The following is an 18,833-nucleotide window of genomic DNA, read 5'->3' on the forward strand; positions in this document are numbered from 1 at the left end:
CACGGACAATAGAACACATACATGGTAGACAGCGGAAACTCATACGGCGAACGTGTATCTCGACTAGTTGGTTGGGGTCACTGGTTTGCATTCTTCAATATCGTTGCATCGATGTTGATAGGCACACGCTACATTGTTCAGTCTCCTTGGCCCGAGACGTTACTTGGTCAGTTTTATCTGGCGGTTTCTTGGGTTGGTCACTTTGGCTTTCTAGTTTTCGCACTTTACTTGCTTGTTCTATTCCCGTTGACGTTTATCCTGCCATCGCGGAAATTGTTCCGTTTGGTGGCAGTGATTTTCGCAACCGTTGGGCAAACCATATTATTAATTGATACCCAAGCGTATCAGTCGATCAATTTGCACTTAACTCCCGTTGTCTGGGAGTTACTATTCAGCGAAGACAAAAGTGCACTCAGCACTGACCTACAACATTTATTTGTTGTGATGCCGCTGATCTTCCTTATTCAACTCGCACTATCCGAATGGGTATGGCGAAAACAGCGCAAACTATCTCATAAGCACGTAGGACGCCCTCTCGCGGCCGTCTTTTTCCTCAGCTTTATGACCAGCCATTTGGTTTACATTTGGGCAGATGCGTATTTTTACAACCCAATTACTAGCCAGCGTTCAAACTTCCCGTTGTCTTACCCGATGACAGCGAAGAGTTTTATGGAAAAACATGGTCTACTTGACCGTGAGGAATACCTAAAACGTTTAGCAGAAAACGAAGGCAACGTAGAGTTAGTCAACTACCCTCTTGAAAAGCTTGAGTTTAACCGCCGAGTTAATAAGCTCAATGTGTTGATGATAAGCATAAACAATTTACGAGCGGATGCGCTGAACCAAGAAGAGATGCCTAACCTCTATGAGTTTGCTGAAAACAATCAGAACTTCCGTAATCATTACAGCTCAAGTAATGATACATACGGGGCCTTTGGTTTGTTCTATGGCTTACCGACCAGTTATGCATCAAGCATCAAGGCGCAAGGTGCTTCCCCAGTATTGCTCGATGTACTGAAAGATCAGGGCTACAACTTTGGTTTATTCAGTGGCAGTGGGTTTGAAGATGATCTCTACTCAGAAATTATTTTCCGCGACTTGAACTTAGCGGAAGACCTAGATGGCACGCAAGCTCATACCGATAAACAATCTATCGCAAACTGGAATACATGGTTAGCAGAGAAAGCAAGTCAGCCATGGTTTAGTTACATCGAAGTCACCACCGTTGATAATTTTGAATCGATTCCTTCAAATAATGACGAAGAAATGCCCGCAAGTGAGCGATTCAAAAAAGCTTATGAATATGCAGTGAAGTCGGCGGATAGAACTATCGCCGGTATTATTGATGAACTAGAAACGACGGGACAACTGACAAACACCATCGTAATCATCACTTCTAATCACGGTAGTGAATTTAACGAAACCAATACGAACAGCTGGGGAGCAAACAGCAACTACAGCCGTTATCAATTACAAGTTCCGATGGTGATCCATTGGCCTGGAATGCTGGCTGGCGAATTTAATCACAGCACAAGCCACCTGGACCTCTCGGTTACACTATTGCAAGATATGCTCGGCGTATCTTCCAACCCATATGATTACAGTAGTGGTCGCAACCTATTCGATGAAAGTCGTCGTCGCTGGATCTTGGCGGGCGATACTCGCGAGCTTGCCTTAATTACTAGCTCACAAACCACAGTGATCGATAAGTTTGGCAACTACAAGCTGTATGACAAAAACTACAAACGACTTCGAGATGATGCACCGAAGTTGCCAGTTTTGATGCAAGGTTTAACTGAGTTACAGCGTTTTTATTCTAAAAACGATTAATACCTAGCAATCCATATACTATTCAAACTCCCCTTTTTGGGGAGTTTTTGTTTATTTAAACAACACAAACCACAAATTTGCGCAGTAAACATCCAATCAGTTCAACTAGGGGTTTACAACATTTTCAAAGCCTTATATTATGCGCCTCAACAACGGAGAGATGGCTGAGTGGTTGAAAGCACCGGTCTTGAAAACCGGCATACGTTAATAGCGTATCTAGGGTTCAAATCCCTATCTCTCCGCCACTTTTAAATGAACAAAGCTCTGATTTTTCAGGGCTTTTTTCATATCTGATGCATACCAAAAGTCACCACTACATAGAGGTGATACATATGTATCTATTAAAACTCCCTTCCAGTGTTTACTACCACCGCTCCCCTGTACCTGTTTCACTGCGTGAACGAGGCTTTCCAAACGAAGTTCGCCTTTCTCTACTTACCAAAGATCGCCAAATTGCATTAGAGCGCAATATCCATGTATCTCTAGCAGTGAAGCAAAAATTCAGCCTTGCCTTTACCGATGACACACTAACCTACAATGACATCAAAGAAATTTTAATACAGAAACTATCTGAATTAAGAGCAGGTTATGTAGCTGACACTACCCAAGTATGGCGTCCTAACATTATTGCCACAAAGCCAAAGCAATTTGATGCTAGACATGCATTGTGTGAGTTTTTACAAGCTAAAGAATCAGATAGCATTACGGCGTTGACCCTGCACCAGCTCGAACAGCGTATAACGCATTGCTTAGATTTTCTTGATAGTTCGTCAAAACCTTACAATGAAGAAGCTCTAGAAGCGTATCTTGAGCACTTAAAATCTGAAGGGCGTTCAGCTAAAACGAACAAAGACTACTTTGCTGTTGTAAAACAATTTTTTGCGTGGTGCCACAGTAAGCGCTTAATCAAAGTAAATCCCTGCCAGAATCTCACGCCGAAGTTTAAATCTGACAAACATGCCAGTGAACAGCGTGATACGTGGAAAGCTAACGAGTTAGATTTATTGTTAAGCAGCGCAATATACAAAGCAAAACCAGATGACTTCCGCTATATCACCGAGTTGCAGATTTACCAAGGGTTACGTCCAAATGAAGCTTGTCAGTTGTACGTTGCCAATGTTCAACAAGAAGAAGGCGTCTGGTTTCTAGACATTACGGATATAGAAGAAAAGCAGCATTTAAAAAATGCTCACTCAGTCAGGCAAATCCCATTGCATCCTGATGTAGTGAAGAACGGCTTTATTGAGTTTTTTCAAGCAAGAGCTGCCTCAAATTTATCGAACTCTCCTCTTTTCAATTATCAGCCATATGGTGCGGACTATGATTGGTCAAAGTACTACCGTGTAGAGTTCGGTAAGTTGCAAACAGCTATTGGAATGAAACCTGGAGCTAGACCAACACCCTATGGTTTTCGCCATACGTTTATCGATGTGTTGAAAAACGCCGAATTAGCCGAGTCTCTTGTCAGTGAATTCGTCGGGCATTCAAATCAAGGAATCACGTTTGGTCGTTATGGAAAAAAACTCAAGCTTGAGAAGCTATTAAAAGTAGTTCAAACATTTGCTCTTCCTTCAAACAAGACAGGAGGCACCAGATGAAAAAGCTTACCGATATCATTCTAAAAGACATATTAGCTAGAAGAAAATATGTCGAAGAGTGGCAACGAGATTGCTCTAACCTGCTAGCTCAAGGTGTCTCTTTGCGTCAGATTGGCTTGGTAATCGATACCGCAAACCAGCTAGATGTTGCTCCGTGGCTTACCGATGATGATTTAATCAATGATGGTGTCGCGCTTAAAGAAATTCAGAGTACATTCACAAGTATTGTGAGACTCAAAAATTTACTCGGAATCAGCTACCATTTTGGGGACTACCTAAAGTCTAAAAATTTCGACCCTTCAACAGGGATAGAAATTCCATACTTCATATATCAACATTTTTATGAAGAAATCCGCAAAGACTATAGCATGGACTTTAAGCTAGATTGGCAAATATGTGTGGATTTGGGGAATAACTTAGTGTTGTCATCACTTCCACTTTTTGGAAAGTATAACGCTATTATACCAGCCACAGATGAAGAGGCGGCAGGCATTACTGCGGCTTTACTTGCTGACCGTTACCAATGTCTAAGCTATGACCCACTTACTAGCCTGTTACAGCTAGAAACGATAGATGATAAGCGCAAAGTTCAAATTGAAGTGCGCTGTCTCTCATCCAAATTTAAAAGCAACCGTCACTGTGGTGTTTGTGTTGTCGATGACAATGAAATATGCCATCCAAGAAGCAAGCAAAGTAAGAGGTTAAGCTTTTCTCATTTGTTAAAGCGACACATGCATGTCTGACTAATTTACTCACTCACTGACTAACTTTCTATGAAGGTTAGTCAGTCCTTCTCTCCCTCAAAAAATACACCCCTTATGTATACTATTAGCATAACTTATGTATAAAAATTCACTCGCTAACATTTTTTTGAAAAAAATTTAGGTTGATTTTCTTGTAGGCAGATCTGTACTTTAACCAAGTAAACAAAGGATAAACCCACGTTGACTTTTGTTTAAGTTATTGTATTAAATAGTTTTGTTGACTTTTATTTTGTTGCCATGGGATTTTTATTATGTATCATTGTTTATAAAAGAAGCATAAATAATAAAAATAAGGTAAATAATTATGCCAAATTACAACATTGATAGTCGGTCTGTTTTTACACGTCAAACATTAGAAAAATTTGAAGATTTTGCGTGGCTATTTTTTTCATCGAGAGAAAACACGCACGCGACGTCGACTTTACGTGCAGATAAAGCACGTATAAATAAACTTTGCAAAATTTTTGGACCGATGCTGATTTCAGCAATTAAGCATTCAGACTTGCTGAGGTGGTTGATGGCGATGGAATCAAAATATAAGCCAAAAACGACGGTTGAATATCTCAATCTATTAAAAGGGATTTTTAAGCTAGCAGTGCATGAGAAAGCAATTACTGAATCTCCTGCTGAACCACTTTATGTAGAAGTTGAGCCTTACTCCGCTCCAGATCCGTTCTTGAGGTCTGAGCTAGAAACGATGTCAGTAACACCAACTGAGTATATCTCCGATCATAATTTAATTATGTCCGATGCGACGTCTGGAGCCAGGGTATGTGAGTGGCTTGCCTCAAAGATGAGTGGTGTAAATTTGATCAAAGGGACCGTTCGCATAGATTCTAATCAGGTCCTTGGTGAAGCAAAATCGACGAAAAATACATACTCAGAGCGTTGTATAGAAATGAGTGAGCCGCTCAAGGTGATTATCACTGAGCAGATGAAGATCGCTGCAAAAAATGCTGAAATGACGATTACAGAAAAACTGAGAAAAACGAATCGTACTAAAACGTATCAAGACCGATACTTGTTCGTTAATCCTCGAACTGGTTTACCTTACAGAGATGTAAAAGATTTTAGCCAGCGGGTGTGGAAGCAATTTATGGCTGATGCGTCTGCTCTACATCAACAACGACATGGCAAGCCTATTAGATATCGCGGAATGTCTCAGCTCAGGCACACCTATGCGAGTCAAGCTCTTAGCGCAGGTGCAAACCCTGTTTGGTTAGCAAAACAACTTGGCCATGCTAATACTGACATGATATTCAAACACTATGCGAAATGGATTAAAGAAGACGCTCAGGTTGATAATAATCAAGCCGTTAGCCATCAATTTAGTCGACTGATCGGAGGGACAAAAGACCCGATCATTGTGGGTAGTATAAAAAAGCGAGCAGAGCTGAAAAGCTTGATGCAAGTAAAGCAAGCGCTGGTTTATTCAGAAGATAACTCTTTAAAACAAAGCATTGAGAACGCTATCCAAGAACTAAAAATGGAAATTGCACACTTCGATGAGGTGAATCATGGATAAGACAGAGCATGATTTTCATGAAGAGTGTAAAAAAGTTGGTATCAAAGATCCTTCACGCTTGAAGTTTACGTTTAATCACTACCTAGCTGTCTTTGTCGAAATGACAAAGAATGGGAAAGAGCGGATTAAAGTTAAAGAATACCATCGTGCTGTTGGAGGAGGTGAATATAAGGTAGCAAAAGTGGCTTACAAGCTGTTCACAACCCAAAGTGAAAAGTCCGAACACGCAGGTACTCCCCCTCCGCAATGGTATCAACAATTTGTTGCGAGTACTGCTGGTTTTGCTCAAGGTCTCTGGAGTGAAATTAGTACTGAAATTCAACGTGAAGTTGAAGAGCGTGTGCAAGTATCCGAAGCGGCTAGAAATAAAGCCGAAAGAGAGCAAGCAAGCACTGAAGATTATCTTGAAGAAGTCATTATTGAAAAACAAGAACTTGAGACCACAATCGAAGAATTAGCTGGATATCGAGAGCGAAACGAAGAACTGCATCATGAATTAAAGGATCTAGCGCGAGATAAACAGACAATTGAAGAAAAGTTGTCAGAAGCGATAGAGGAATTAAATTGCCTGCGTTTGCAGATGACCGAGCTGCAATCCTTAAAGATCCAATTTGCTAAAGTGGAAACTGAGCTTGAATTTAAAGCACAGCAAGTGATGGAGTTACAAGCCACTTTAGGAGTGTTCAACAACTTAAGAATGGTGTCTGATGCTACCGAGAGCCATAGTGAGCATGCCGTAAACCAAGAGGAGTGTGATTCATGATAACTCCTCGAATAATAGAAAAATGCAAGCGCGGGAGCGCTTGCTTATTCGTGCTTGGTGTGGCGTTGCTGGTGAAGGGAATGCGACAAATAAAGAGTAGAAAGGAACTGATACGCTTTAGTAACCCGCTACGCTTTCGTCACACTTTTGCGGAGCAAAAGATGCACGAAAGCTGCGGTCCAGAGAAGCTTCTCTGGACTCTCTCAAACATAACCTCGCAAGGAGGTTATGATGGCTAATCAAAATAGAACGATTCGTCTGTTCCACCGCCACGTTAATTTCAATTCCACCTCTAAGGACCGTAAGAAATGTGATAAGTCGCTCAAGCACTCTTTGAGAATTGCGCCATCTTCTGACTCTGTGAAACAACTGGAATGGAATCCCGAACTCACAAGCAACAATTTACTGTATATGGCGGGCAAATTCTATCGCCTGAATAATCAAATAAGCGATGACCAGCGATGGAAAGTGCTACTTGATATTGCTCCAAAACCCAAGCTCAAGATGCACACTAAGTATCAAACGCAGCATCGGCAATACCGCAAAAAACTTAAAGATGCAGCCACAGCAGAGAGAAAGCTTGGTAATGAAGTCAGTGCAGAGTGCCTAGAGCGTATTGTTCAAGAAAAAGGGGTAATTAAGCGGAAGCATATACAAGATATCCATCAAGTTGGATTCTCTAGGTATAAACAACGTATAGGCGCGATTCGGAAGTATGTGATAGCACACAATAAGCTTTGCCAGTATCCACCTAGCGCAAACAGTACGTTCGTACAAGAAGGAATTTTTAAAATCCCCCATCAATGGAAAGTCACATCTGATGATATTTCTTTACGAGAGTATGTACTTACAACCAAGCAGTTTCTAGAATCTCACTTTCCCGAGCATCCTATAAAAGCAATTATCGGTCATGATGACGAGCGTAGTGAGAATGAAAAAACTGGCTTGCACACCCATTACTTTCTCGACGGGAAAAATCAAAAAACTGGTGAATATGACCTGCGGAAACGTCAAATCTTGGTGGTTAATGAGTATATAGCTAAGAAAAGGCCTGAGGATGAACTTCTTCCCATCAATAAAGACTTAACTCGTCAACAATCTAGAGCGTTTGGGCATTATTGGCAGTGTTTAGTTCAGGATTTCATGAACGCTAAATTGCTCAACCCTAAGCGTTTGCATGCAGAGTTTAGTGACGAAACAGAGAAGAAAACCGAGCAGTATCAGTACATGATACGTCAAGGTAAATTGCCCAAATCACAACGCGATTTCAGCTATCAAACTCGTCTCATTGATAAGCTTAACCTGGAAATTCAGGTGCTCCAAAATGAGCGAGAAGGCGAATCGACGCGACTTAATACCATTAGCACTACCCTTGAGGAGCTAGCGGAGAATCTCAAAGCAAAGGCTTTTGAGTTAGAACAGCTTGAGTCACAAAAACACCAACTCCATCAGGAACTACAAGAAGCAGCGCATCGCTATATCTATTTAGAAGAATGCTTCGAGGAGAAAGATGCCAAGCTAAATCACGTTGAAATGCTACTCGCAGAGAAAGAGGCTCAATTTGCTGATATCGACATTAGAATGAAGCAACAGATGAAAGAGATCATACTAGACGCTTACATGCTAATGCAGGCGAGGCATAAAAAGTTTCCAAAGGCAGCGCGAGAGTTTGCACAGAAGATATCTGATCGACTAGACGGTGATATACCGAGTCAATTGTCTCCTCTGCTTGATGCAGCATTGACAGAGAGCGGGTATTACACTTCAACCAACGAGACTCTTGATTTTTAAGACTTAAGTTTGTGAGCGGTGTGATGTTGCTAATTGATAAATAAGAGCATTTATGCGGTTCGTAAAACGCGAACCGTGTTTTGCGAACTAAACTTATCAGGACGGTCTGAAAGCAAGCGAAAACCCTTTGAGTCGAAATAGTAAATCAGCCAAACTAACCTCGTTATTTTGAATTCATTTCGCGCTGGCAACTAGGAAGAAATCCTTCTTCGCGAATCACTTTCGCCCCAATCCTGTTGTCGAGTCGTTTACAGTTCTTGGTTGGTAACTCACTATGCTAGACAATATCTAATGTCTAAAACTCAAATATACTCTATAGGGTATATTACTTCCGTATACCCTGTGGAGTATATAATACGTACTATCTTTATGTCTAATGGAGGATATCATACCGCTAGTTGACATCCCCGACAGCCATCGGCAATGCTATACGCGAAACCCGAAAGAAAAACGGATTAAAGCAAACAGATCTTGACCTGAGATAAGCAACGGTATCTAGTTTTGAAAGCAATCCTGGAGAATCCACGATAGAAACCCTATTCAAGTTCTTATCTATCAATGAGCTAGAAATGCATAGTATGGCAAAGGGAACGAACCTTACTGAAATTAAAGTAGTCGCTGACAAATGGTGAATCGGCTTCATACTTACATGAATCGCGTCGAGGTTTCTTTTTCTAATCTGACAGAAGCAGTTTTTCCCCATTGTTGGCTAGTGTAAATAATCATACAAATCTTATTGACACGTATTTGTCCTAAAAACATATCGGAATCACACATATCTACACTGACTGTTACGTGAGGCGCAGTAGTTCAGTCAGTTCTTAACACTATAAGATAAAGTTACAGAGCATCGTATTTTTTCAGAAAAATAAACGATTAATTATAAGGTTTGCCCGCTAAGTTTGTATAAAGTTGAAGTTCGGAATACAAAGGGGTGGAAGGCTATATTAATCCAAGTTCTATAAATAACAGGAAGAAGTTCCTCAGTATCTTTCTCATACCCACCCCCCTTTGACTTGGCTGTTTTTTGTACTAATGTCATATGCAACAACAAAAAATTCTAAGCCGCAGAGGAACCCTGATCATGGTTTCGGATATAACAGCTATTACTATTCACGGACGAAGTCTACGATATTTAAAGCGTTTCTTATTTATCTGCTTATTATTATCAACGGTATCATGTACTACATATGATAGTTTTTCGGTAATTCCAAAAGAGCCTTCAAACTATGTAAGAGACCAACCAAAAGTCAATCTATCACCTCTAATTCAAAGTGACGAATACAACATCTATCAAGACAGTAGCGATGATAGTTTACTTTACCTTATTCCTACCAAATTACATCTAGGCAAATCATACAACCATAATTTGTTATCAATTAGTGTTGAAAGAAGCGATGGTGAACACATGATCCTTACGTCTTTGTTTATCCCAAATGAGCGATTACTAGAAACTGCAAAGATACATTTAAATCAACACGGTGTGAGCTATAAAAGACTCACCTACTACCCAATTAAGAATTTATTCATCGAACCAATAACAGACCCACAGGAGCCAGGATTAATCAAATTAACAGCAGTTCCAGGCTTAATTGGAACCGAACACCCTTTCTCTGTTTTGACAGTGTTTTATGTTAGTGGATATGAAAATATTCTTGGATTCAAGCAGGCAGTAAAGTCTGAGCTAGGCTATGTATTGTCTTTGAGGTTTTTTATAACCTTTGATGGCGATTTTGCAACAGAGAAAAGTAAGAGCATTCAACTTGTTTTAAAAGATGCTGTCGTAACAAACTTAACAATATAGAAGGACATTAGAAATGACTATCCAAATATATGAAACAGCTGCAGCAACAAACTTTATGACAGTTTATAGAGACTCTGACGATCCAAAGCTTTTCTACTATGTACCAAAATTTGCGGTAATCTCCAAATCTCAAGATGGAAGGCTAAGATTCGGAGCGAGATTGTTTGAGAGAAACCCTAACGATCCAAATGATGGGTTTGCCATCTACAATTTCGGTGTGACAGGAGTTACGCCAAGTCAGGATTTCAATCAAGTAAAGCAGCAGTTGGAAGCAAATTACGGGAAAGGCGTGCGACTTGCTGTAATATCTCCTGACGCGCAACATCCTTCCCTTTACCCACTTACTGGTGGGATTTATAGAAGTATCAATTGCCAAACTCGCGGAATCAATCTGTATACAGATTTGGCATGCTCATTCACGATTGATGAGTCACTTGAACCAGATATGTCACAGTTTTTTCAGCAAACGAACAACGGATGGGCTGGTGCGATAAACTTTGCCGTAAGGACATTGAAAACGGAATTTGAGTGGACAATAACAGCTAATTGGCACCGCGTCTTAGAGCACTTCAAATCGCAAGTGTCTGTTAAATATTGGTTTGTAAGCGCAAACCTCGCATATGAAACACAAAAATTGATTGAAAATGACACTATAAAAATAAAGATAAAGGGGGGAACTCCAAGCCAACGTGAAAAAATATACACATTTGCAGAGAAGATAGCTGCGCGACTGTTTGTCCCTACGCTTCAACCCAGCCCAACACCAGGACACCCAAGTGGAGCTGCCGTTTGCTTCAGCTTAAGCAAGTCGGTAGTTGAAGAAAACAGAGTGTCTGTTTGGGAAGGAAATGAAAGCGCTTATGAAGTGAAAGAACTTGGCCTTGCTGCCTATATTGGCAACATACCCGCTGATTATTTTAGTGGATATGATGGAACTAGGATTGATTATGACCTTGATGATACCGAAGAAGTATTTCGCTATCTGAAGCCATAGTTGTAAATTGTTTCTATACAGGAATTGGCAGAGGGATATTATGACCGCAGCAAAAAACTGGAGTGTTAGCTACCTTGACGCTTCCTTTTACCACGACTCATCCGATACAAGCCTATTGCACTATGCGCCTCGGCTTAACTGGGGAGAGTTTTCCTCAAGATCGATTGGAAATTCTATCACAACAGTACATTGTGAAATCGACCTTGGTTACACAGCAGACACTCTAGGAGATTTTCAACGTAAATTCCCCAATCACAGACTGGCTCCACTTATAGCCGAAGACGTAATAAACACACTCTCTCTAAGGGATGGTGTAGAAGAACCACATCAATCAAAGATAACCCTCATCAATACGGTTCCTTTCCCCAAAATTGTGTTAAATGTCACAGTCAAGCATTCCGATCCTAACTACAAGGCCCTTTTAGGGAAATTAAAGGATGACTGGGAGCATAAACGTATTTTTCAGGGAGATGTTGTATTAACTTATCCTATGGTGCTAGTGAGAAGCTCCTACAGTGTAGAGGTTAAGTATAAAGAAATTGCTGAAAAATTAAACGGAATCATTGGAACAGATGAGTTATTTTCAGCAAGAGCTGAGGATGCGGTTTTTGAATTTTTTGAAAGCAATCACCACCAATATTGTAAAACGTTATCCCCTGACAAAAGCTCGCCGCAACTCGAGTTTGTGAAAGAGTTTTTGCGGAATAAGATTATCGCAGGGGTTTTTCTGGAAGGAATTAAAGTGCATAGATTTGACTCAGGTGAGGAAGTGTTTGCAAAAAAAATTCGAGAAAGCTCATCACTACGTAATGACCCAGCGATTCGTTTAGGTTCGACTGAAGATACAATAGAAGTTCTTCGGTTGGAGACCTAGGGTCTGTTGACCCTTCGAGCTGATTTTTGCAGCAGTTTGTGGATTCTTTATACAAGGCAGAAGTTTTAAAATGTAGTTATTCTACCTGAGAAGCCGATAACGCAGTAGAAAGGAGCCACAAATGCTGCCCGAAGGGTTCGGCTAAAAGCGTTTTACTCTTTGTTGAGGTATTTTGCTTAGAATGACTAGGCTACAAACCTTTCGCCTCGATTAAAACGCTTTTATCTCGAACAAAATTTAACCGCAAAAGTTCAACAGACCCTAGGTAGTACAAAATACCTAAGCTTGATCCTTATTAATTGAATCAATTAAGCTTTATTACACTCATTTAAGTTACAATCGCTCAGACATGGAATACGTTCTCCATCGGAAAAGATTAATACTTTCAGAGTCATCTGGGCGCCAATATTCAAGAAGTTGAGTTCGTCACATAACAAATAAGAATAGGTGTCGCGCAGCCGATACCTTATTCGGGTGTTGAACAAGTCCGTTTCGTCTTTATTCAGTAAATAGCTCCGTTGAGCACAGGAAGACACTTCGCCCATCACTTATATCGGGACGAGCGCTGCTAGGATGTGAGAGGAAAGCCTTTCACCTCAATGTGTTACTTAACCCATCAAGGTAGTTTGCTGTTTCTGCTGTCAGGGAGACAATCAAACAGAAAGGAGATAGACATGAGTAAAATAGATGAAACAAGTGTAGACGAAAGTGTTGTAGATCTTTACCCACAAAACTTAACTGATGAAGACATTATAGAGTTCTTATCATCAGGTGAAGCACATAACCACCTTGAAGAAATTGACGGCTATGAAGATAAGTTGTCGGATACTGATGATCTAGAATTAAAAACAGCAGGATATAACGCACGCTATAGAGGGTGGTACGGCACAAAAAATAAGCCTCGATGGTGTCCTCAGCAAAGCAAATTTAATGGGCGCGGTGGGAATCATAAGGGGGTAGATTTAGCCGCTCTTTCTGGCACTAGGCTTGTTGCCTTAGTTAATGGATCCATTCAGTGGAACCCAAAAGGTTCTGGCGGTAAATGGGGCAATCATATATTTTTAAATTTTCGAAGTGGCAGAAACAATTACACATTTGTCTATGCCCACTTAGGTGGCCTCGTCGGAAGCGGAAACAGAAAAGTTAAAAAAGGTGAAGTTATCTGCACCAGTGGTTGTTCAGGTAATACTACCTATTGTGGTACTGCTAATAAATGTGGCAAGAAAGAAGATCATGTTCATCTCGAACTGTTTGGTCCTGAGGGTAGAATGGATCCTGTAGCAGCCTTGGGGTGGAATGTCGAGTACTCGAATGATATAAGGTGTATCTATCCTAGCTGCTAAGTTTAACAAGGACAGTCATAATGACACAACAAAGCTGCGCCTCTGCCCGCTCCGTTACCACATAGAAATTGTTATCCGAATTTCACCTGATACAGCCGACGACCTAACACACTTTCTTTTTAAAAAGTTTGCCAATAAAGGAGCGGGTATACTTTAGGTTGACGAACCTGATTCAATGACTTATGGTTTATGTGAATCACATTTGTTCAACCCTGACTTTGATGCATCAGGGTAATATCCTGAAATAAAAAGGATGTTTTTTAAGATAGCAGATTGAAATAGGGTTCAAATCCCTATCTCTCCGCCACTTTTAGAAAAAGCCCGCTAAGAAATTAGCGGGCTTTTTCGCATCTCCAGACTTAAAAAGATTTGTACAAATCGCTTATCACTTCTTGAACGCAACTAAGCACTCCGCCACTCTCAGAAAGAACCCACAAAAAATTAATGCCCTTTTCGTTCGTTTCAGTGTTGAATCAATTTGATATTTACGTCTAGTTGTATCTACTCATCAATAAAGACTTCTTTAGCGGCATTGATAAGCTGCAAATGAATTGGGACGAGGTCAACATGATTCGTTCGATATCCACCTCCAACGACAGCTGCGACAGGGATACCTCGAGATTTCACTGTTTGCATTAAAAATCTATCACGTTCTAAAATCCCTTGCGTCGACACATCAAAATATCCAAGCTCATCGTCTTGATGTATATCGACACCAGCATCGTAGATAACCAAATCAGGGCGATGAAGATTAAGTGCCATATCGACCACTTCTTTAAACGCCATTAAAAAATCCTCATCACCTGTTCCTCGCACCATAGGCACATCGAGGTCAGACTGAGGCTTCCTCGCTGGGAAGTTTTTATCACAGTGGAAAGAAAGCGTGATTATATCTGGCTCATCGTCACATAAAGTTGCTGTTCCATCCCCATGATGAACATCACTGTCAATGATCAATACTTTATCGACATGCTCGACTTCGAGCGCTTGCCTGGCCGCGATCACTAAGTCATTAAATAAACAAAAACCACTGCCAAACTCTTTGTGTGCGTGGTGATACCCACCACTCAAATGAATGGCCACACCGTACTCAAGTGCCTTTTTTGCGGTCAGAGCCGTGCCCGCTGCTGAAGTTAGCGTTCTGGTAATGAGAGACTCACTCCAAGGAAAACCTATTCGGCGCATCTTCGCAGCTGGCATGTTTCCACTAACAAGTAACTCGACGTATTCCTCGTCATGAACACGTTTTACTTCCCCAACAGTTAATGCTTCGGGCTGGAAAAACTGCGTGTGCTCTTTCCAGTTATCTTTCTCCATATGCACCAATACCGATTCATAGAGGTACTGGTATTTCATAATTGGGTAACGATGCCCCTCTGGCAACTCAAGTTGAGAATAAATCGGGTGGTAGATAAATGGCAGCATGAGAAATTCTTAATAACAATGGTAACGAAATAGTATCAACTTAAAGGGTTGAATAAAACGCAATTTAATTGATAATGATTTTCAATATCAATTAAATTTAATATACATATGAATTCTACTTTCTTTGCTATTCTCGGCGCACTGTTTGGCTCTCTTTGTGCCCTATCCCTATTTTCATCTCTTGTTGTTGGTGCGTGGTGGTTGGTTGATTTTATTGTGCTTAACTAACACAATGACTTTCAACTGAAATCAAAAAAACATAGGTGTTTGTATGAGTCAAACCGTCTTTATTACCGGAGCAAATCGCGGCATTGGCCTTAGCTTAACTGAGCTGTACCTGAAGCAAGGCCACCAAGTACATGCTACTAGCCGTTCCTTAGAGAACAGTTCAGAACTACAAACTCTAGCCTCACAATTCAGTAATCTGGTTTTGCACGAACTGGATGTCACTCATTACGAACAAGTCGCTAAGCTTGCCGATAAACTCCCTGCCATCGACTTACTCATCAATAATGCAGGATATTACGGCCCCAAGGGATATGGCTTTGGAAACACTGACGTAGAAGAATGGCGTAAAGCCTTCGAAGTAAACACCATTGCACCGTTAAAACTGGTTGAGCACTGTTACCCTCGCTTACAACAAGGCAAGATAAAAAAGATTGCTTGTATCTCATCAAAAGTGGGGAGCATGACCGAAAATACGTCCGGTGGCGGTTATATTTATCGCTCATCGAAAGCGGCGCTTAACTCGGTTGTGAAAAGCTTAAGTAATGATTTAACACCTGAAGGATTTACCGTTTTAGCGCTTCACCCTGGTTGGGTAAAAACGGCGATGGGTGGGCCAAATGCTTTGATAGATACGCAAACCTCCGCGCAAGGCCTAGCGAACGTGATAGAGCTGAGCACACCGCAGCTTTCAGGTCGATTTATTAACTACGATGGTACTGAGTTACCTTGGTAGCAGCATTAAGACACAACCATCACTAAACCAAATACCATCAAAGCCAGGCTTCATAATCGTGACTTGGTTGGCAAACATAATGTTCATCAGTGATCCACCAGCATAATTCACGCAATCTAACTTGAATTTATCTACATCCAATCCAGACTTAGGAAAAAGTAGAACAAATAAGGAGAAAGCACGATGGCAGCAGATAGGGATTTGGTTAATTTTAGCGAAGAGCACGAACTAAATTACTGCTTGAGAAGTGCTGGTAAACGCCAAACTCAAGCGAATCGAGATACATTAGTTGACTTGGGCAACCAGGTGAAAGAGGTACTGGACAAACGCGTGTTAACTCAAGGTGAAGTAAGAGGCGCGATCCAAAACCACGGTGATCTGTTCGAGTAATCTATTTTCAAGCATGCGCGGAGTTTAATTACGCCGCGCTTGTCCTATGCCTGCTTACCTTTGGTTGCACGAGATTTAGTCGCGCCACCATTCTTTGAATAACTGCGCTTTTTACGTTTAAACGCAGGACGTTCCACCTTGGGTAGATGACGTAATGAATCAGGGATAGGCCCTGCTTTTACTTGTGCCATCAAGCTATCAATGCGTTGTTCCAGTGCTTGCATGAACGGCTGATATGCTTGATTTCTCTCTGCCATACCTTGTAACTGGTGCTCCCAATGAGCCGTCATATCAGGGTATGTTGAATCTTCTGGCAAGGCATGAATGAGACCTCTTCCAGCAGGAGAACTGAGAATTGACTTACCTTGACGCGTAAGCAGTTGGCGTTTGAACAGCGTGTCCAAAATACCAGCGCGAGTCGCTTCCGTGCCTAGCCCATCAGTGTCACGAAGGATTTTTTTCAGTTCTTTATCCGCAACGTAACGGGCGATCCCGGTCATCGCTTGCAACAGCGATGCCTCGGTAAAATGCTTTGGTGGCTCGGTTTTTCGGTCTTTTATTTCCCCTTCACGACAAGTTAACACGGTGCCTTCGGGTAGCGGTGGCACGGCATCAATACCTTCATCTTCCTTGTCAGTTTTGCCCATTAGCGCTTTCCAACCCGGCGAAACTAACTGACGACCTTTCGCGACAAACGTACCACCAGCGATATCGAAAACCAATTTCGCTTCTGCGTAAACCGCCGCCGGATAGAACTGCATGAGGTACTGGCGCGCAATCAATTGATACACTTTCATCTCATTGCCGGAAAGCGCATTCACATTAGCTTGCTTCGGTGTAGGGATAATCGCATGGTGAGCATCCACTTTTTTATCGTTCCAGGCTTTGGACTTTAATGTTAAGTCTGCTCCCTGAACGGCAACTTGCAACTCTTTTGCGTTATTCGCAATAGCAGTTGTCACCGTCCCTGCTTGTGAGTAGTGTTCCATCGGTAAATAGCGACAATCTGAACGCGGGTAAGTGATCAGCTTGTGCTTTTCATACAATGCCTGACAAGTATCTAGTACTTGTTGCGCACTCATACCATAGCGCTTCGCGGCATCGATCTGTAAAGCAGATAACGAATAAGGTAATGGTGCTGATTGCTTGGTTTGCTTTTGTTCCGACTCCGTCACTTTTGCAGGTTGACTTGCGATACGGTTTGCAACATTTTCCACCAACTTACGGTTTAACACTCGACCTTCTTCGTCCTGCCAAGGCTTGCATGCCTCACTTGGCTTCCAACGAGCACGAATATCAAAAGTACCATTGGCATCTTGATATGGGATCAGAGCATGTAGGGTAAAATAGTCCTTCGGGACAAAGTTTTCGATTTCTTCATCACGACGCACCACTAAGCCAAGAACTGGCGTTTGCACTCGCCCTACCGAGAGAACACCTTGATACCCTGCTTTTTGACCAAGCAAGGTATAAGCACGAGACATGTTCATACCATACAGCCAATCAGCCCGAGAGCGGGCCAATGCAGAAACTGAAAGTGGGATAAACTCGCGATTACTGCGCATAGAACTGAGTGCGCGTTTAACCGCAGGTAAGTTCAAGTCGGAAATCAGCAAACGCTGTGTGGATTCCTTCTTGGTTTTAGATAACTTGCAATAGTCCAGAACTTCATCAACTAACAGCTGACCCTCTCGGTCTGGGTCTCCTGCATGAATGACTTCGTTAGCTTCTTTGAGCAATTTACGAATCACTGTTAATTGCTTACTTGCACTTTTCCTCGGTCTGAGCTGCCATTGCTGCGGAACAATTGGTAAATCTGCCATATTCCACTTTTTGTAACGCTCATCGTAAGCGTCGGGTTCGACTTGTTCGAGCAAGTGGCCGATACACCAAGTAACGATATCCCCGTTCCCACAGCGGATGAATCCTTGATCTTTCTTTTGAGGGTTTGGCAGTGCAGCGGCAATCGCACGGCCTAAACTTGGTTTTTCAGCAATAAACAGACGAGACATAACGTTTTGGAAATAAATATAATTAGGGCCACATTATCGAATGTAGCCCTAATAAATCAAGAAAAACTGTATAAATAAACAGTCAGTTTATTTAAGTTTTCAGTTATAGAAATTCAACAAACTGAGAAAGGTCACGCTCAGGAACTTTCATCGGTGTACAACCAGGCGTGCCTAAGTACAAGAAACCAACAATCTCATCGTCACCTTCTAAACCAAATGCTTGATGAACTTCTGGATGGAACATCCACTTACCTGAGCGCCAAAACCCTTGAAAGCCTTGCGCTACGGCTGCCATTTGCATCGCTTGTACAGCGCATCCCGCAGATAAGTGTTGCTCTAGTGCTGGTACTTTCTCATGTTCTGTTACTTTAGCAATAACAGTGATCACCATTGGTGCGCGAAATGGGGCATTCTTTACCTTTTCGACCACCGCTTCATCACTATTTTCAGCTTCTGCCGCTTTTACCAATATATCTGACAGTTTTTTCAAACCATCGCCCTGTGCGATAACGAAACGCCAAGGGGTTAATCCCGCATGGTCAGGCGCACGAAGGCCAGCACGAATGATGTTCTCAAGTGCTTTACCTTCTGGAGCAGGCGCGGATAACTTCGCGATAGATCGGCGATTGAGCAAAAGATCGAGAGCGTCCATGAAAGAGTCCTTATTGAATATCGTTGTTATTTTGTTTACGCCACTTTAGCACAATCTGCTCCTGCGAATAACAACCGGTTTTCTGTGGGCTTGATAACGTGCTTCAC

15 protein-coding genes and 1 tRNA gene are annotated in these 18,833 nt (G+C 41.7%); 13 read left to right on the forward strand and 3 right to left on the reverse strand.

Annotation, left to right across the window (positions count from 1 at the left end; all coding sequences use genetic code 11):
- Positions 1–21: 21 nt before the first annotated feature.
- The 11 genes from R7P72_RS08685 to R7P72_RS08735 all read left to right on the forward strand — a co-directional run bounded on the left by R7P72_RS08685 (position 22) and on the right by R7P72_RS08735 (position 13,286).
- Complete coding sequence (locus R7P72_RS08685) at positions 22–1,830, forward strand: DUF3413 domain-containing protein (protein ID WP_005380721.1); 1,809 nt, start codon at positions 22–24, stop codon at positions 1,828–1,830.
- A gap of 154 nt (positions 1,831–1,984) precedes the next feature.
- Positions 1,985–2,075: transfer RNA gene (locus R7P72_RS08690), tRNA-Ser, on the forward strand.
- An 87-nt stretch (positions 2,076–2,162) separates the two neighbouring features.
- A complete protein-coding gene (locus R7P72_RS08695; RefSeq protein ID WP_180764512.1) occupies positions 2,163–3,428 on the forward strand; it encodes a tyrosine-type recombinase/integrase in 1,266 nt (421 codons plus the stop codon).
- Positions 3,425–4,171 carry a hypothetical protein gene (locus R7P72_RS08700; RefSeq protein WP_140100823.1) on the forward strand — a complete coding sequence of 249 codons (747 nt, stop codon included), beginning with the start codon at positions 3,425–3,427 and terminating at the stop codon, positions 4,169–4,171. The genes R7P72_RS08695 and R7P72_RS08700 overlap by 4 nt, the downstream gene beginning before the upstream one ends.
- Positions 4,172–4,496: 325 nt before the next feature.
- Positions 4,497–5,717, forward strand: coding sequence for a tyrosine-type recombinase/integrase (locus R7P72_RS08705; RefSeq protein ID WP_318110425.1), 1,221 nt, complete (start codon positions 4,497–4,499; stop codon positions 5,715–5,717).
- A complete protein-coding gene (locus tag R7P72_RS08710; RefSeq protein WP_276405306.1) occupies positions 5,710–6,480 on the forward strand; it encodes a hypothetical protein in 771 nt (256 codons plus the stop codon). Before R7P72_RS08705 ends, R7P72_RS08710 begins: the two co-directional genes overlap by 8 nt.
- Before the next feature lie 228 nt (positions 6,481–6,708).
- Positions 6,709–8,271, forward strand: a complete 1,563-nt coding sequence (locus tag R7P72_RS08715) for a hypothetical protein (RefSeq protein ID WP_318110428.1) — start codon at positions 6,709–6,711, stop codon at positions 8,269–8,271.
- A gap of 1,084 nt (positions 8,272–9,355) precedes the next feature.
- A complete protein-coding gene (locus tag R7P72_RS08720; protein WP_276450511.1) occupies positions 9,356–10,075 on the forward strand; it encodes a hypothetical protein in 720 nt (239 codons plus the stop codon).
- A 13-nt stretch (positions 10,076–10,088) separates the two neighbouring features.
- Positions 10,089–11,069, forward strand: a complete 981-nt coding sequence (locus R7P72_RS08725) for a hypothetical protein (RefSeq protein ID WP_276405309.1) — start codon at positions 10,089–10,091, stop codon at positions 11,067–11,069.
- A 40-nt stretch (positions 11,070–11,109) separates the two neighbouring features.
- Positions 11,110–11,943 (forward strand): hypothetical protein, encoded by an 834-nt coding sequence (locus tag R7P72_RS08730; protein WP_276405310.1) that lies wholly within the window; start codon positions 11,110–11,112, stop codon positions 11,941–11,943.
- A gap of 674 nt (positions 11,944–12,617) precedes the next feature.
- Positions 12,618–13,286 (forward strand): M23 family metallopeptidase, encoded by a 669-nt coding sequence (locus tag R7P72_RS08735; RefSeq protein WP_276405311.1) that lies wholly within the window; start codon positions 12,618–12,620, stop codon positions 13,284–13,286.
- A 501-nt stretch (positions 13,287–13,787) separates the two neighbouring features.
- Here the strand turns inward: R7P72_RS08735 and R7P72_RS08740 are convergent.
- Positions 13,788–14,711: a histone deacetylase gene (locus R7P72_RS08740; protein ID WP_005380720.1), complete on the reverse strand. Its 924-nt coding sequence runs from the start codon at positions 14,709–14,711 to the stop codon at positions 13,788–13,790.
- Positions 14,712–14,982: 271 nt separating this feature from the next.
- Here R7P72_RS08740 and R7P72_RS08745 point away from each other — a divergent pair, with 271 nt between their 5' ends.
- Both R7P72_RS08745 and R7P72_RS08750 read left to right on the forward strand, forming a co-directional pair.
- Entirely contained in the window at positions 14,983–15,672 is a 690-nt protein-coding gene (locus R7P72_RS08745) for an SDR family oxidoreductase (RefSeq protein WP_017635826.1), read from the forward strand.
- 183 nt (positions 15,673–15,855) lie between these two features.
- A complete protein-coding gene (locus tag R7P72_RS08750) occupies positions 15,856–16,062 on the forward strand; it encodes a hypothetical protein (protein WP_005380717.1) in 207 nt (68 codons plus the stop codon).
- Positions 16,063–16,106: 44 nt separating this feature from the next.
- Here R7P72_RS08750 and R7P72_RS08755 read toward each other — a convergent pair whose 3' ends face one another.
- The gene (locus R7P72_RS08755; protein WP_005380714.1) at positions 16,107–18,074 is read right to left on the reverse strand and encodes a DNA topoisomerase III; all 1,968 of its coding nucleotides are present in this window, start codon (positions 18,072–18,074) and stop codon (positions 16,107–16,109) included.
- Between the two features lie 103 nt (positions 18,075–18,177).
- A complete protein-coding gene (locus tag R7P72_RS08760) occupies positions 18,178–18,726 on the reverse strand; it encodes an NAD(P)H nitroreductase (protein ID WP_005380711.1) in 549 nt (182 codons plus the stop codon).
- Positions 18,727–18,833: the final 107 nt, after the last annotated feature.

This window comes from Vibrio sp. Vb0888, assembly GCF_033338835.1.
In the GTDB taxonomy this organism is placed as follows: Bacteria; Pseudomonadota; Gammaproteobacteria; order Enterobacterales; family Vibrionaceae; genus Vibrio; species Vibrio alginolyticus.

Bases quoted from the DNA above. Each gene is read 5' to 3' on its own strand.
- R7P72_RS08685 (WP_005380721.1), top strand. From the start codon at position 22: ATGGTAGACAGCGGAAACTCATACGGCGAACGTGTATCTCGACTAGTT.
- R7P72_RS08695 (WP_180764512.1), top strand. From the start codon at position 2,163: ATGTATCTATTAAAACTCCCTTCCAGTGTTTACTACCACCGCTCCCCT.
- R7P72_RS08700 (WP_140100823.1), top strand. From the start codon at position 3,425: ATGAAAAAGCTTACCGATATCATTCTAAAAGACATATTAGCTAGAAGA.
- R7P72_RS08705 (WP_318110425.1), top strand. From the start codon at position 4,497: ATGCCAAATTACAACATTGATAGTCGGTCTGTTTTTACACGTCAAACA.
- R7P72_RS08710 (WP_276405306.1), top strand. From the start codon at position 5,710: ATGGATAAGACAGAGCATGATTTTCATGAAGAGTGTAAAAAAGTTGGT.
- R7P72_RS08715 (WP_318110428.1), top strand. From the start codon at position 6,709: ATGATGGCTAATCAAAATAGAACGATTCGTCTGTTCCACCGCCACGTT.
- R7P72_RS08720 (WP_276450511.1), top strand. From the start codon at position 9,356: ATGGTTTCGGATATAACAGCTATTACTATTCACGGACGAAGTCTACGA.
- R7P72_RS08725 (WP_276405309.1), top strand. From the start codon at position 10,089: ATGACTATCCAAATATATGAAACAGCTGCAGCAACAAACTTTATGACA.
- R7P72_RS08730 (WP_276405310.1), top strand. From the start codon at position 11,110: ATGACCGCAGCAAAAAACTGGAGTGTTAGCTACCTTGACGCTTCCTTT.
- R7P72_RS08735 (WP_276405311.1), top strand. From the start codon at position 12,618: ATGAGTAAAATAGATGAAACAAGTGTAGACGAAAGTGTTGTAGATCTT.
- R7P72_RS08740 (WP_005380720.1), bottom strand. From the start codon at position 14,711: ATGCTGCCATTTATCTACCACCCGATTTATTCTCAACTTGAGTTGCCA.
- R7P72_RS08745 (WP_017635826.1), top strand. From the start codon at position 14,983: ATGAGTCAAACCGTCTTTATTACCGGAGCAAATCGCGGCATTGGCCTT.
- R7P72_RS08750 (WP_005380717.1), top strand. From the start codon at position 15,856: ATGGCAGCAGATAGGGATTTGGTTAATTTTAGCGAAGAGCACGAACTA.
- R7P72_RS08755 (WP_005380714.1), bottom strand. From the start codon at position 18,074: ATGTCTCGTCTGTTTATTGCTGAAAAACCAAGTTTAGGCCGTGCGATT.
- R7P72_RS08760 (WP_005380711.1), bottom strand. From the start codon at position 18,726: ATGGACGCTCTCGATCTTTTGCTCAATCGCCGATCTATCGCGAAGTTA.